The organism is Citrobacter sp. Cu096, assembly GCF_030332285.1.
GTDB lineage: Bacteria > Pseudomonadota > Gammaproteobacteria > Enterobacterales > Enterobacteriaceae > Citrobacter > Citrobacter meridianamericanus.
In genome coordinates, this window is the sequence record NZ_JAOWID010000016.1 from 1 (window position 1) to 215 (window position 215).

The 215-nt window shown below is 45.6% G+C and carries 1 tRNA gene; it reads left to right on the top strand.

The features are described from left to right. The first annotated feature begins 4 nt into the window (after positions 1-4). Positions 5-80, top strand: a tRNA-Ala gene (locus OGX99_RS00905). The last annotated feature ends 135 nt before the right edge of the window (positions 81-215 follow it).

Consider the following 215-nt stretch of genomic DNA (forward strand, 5'->3'; position numbering starts at 1 on the left):
CGATGGGGCTATAGCTCAGCTGGGAGAGCGCCTGCTTTGCACGCAGGAGGTCTGCGGTTCGATCCCGCATAGCTCCACCATCTTTACTGCAACAAACCAAGAAAACTTCAGAGTGTACCTGAAAAGGTTCACTGCGAAGTTTTGCTCTTTAAAAATCTGGATCAAGCTGAAAATTGAAACGACACACTGTTTCATTTCTCCGTAATAAGAAATGA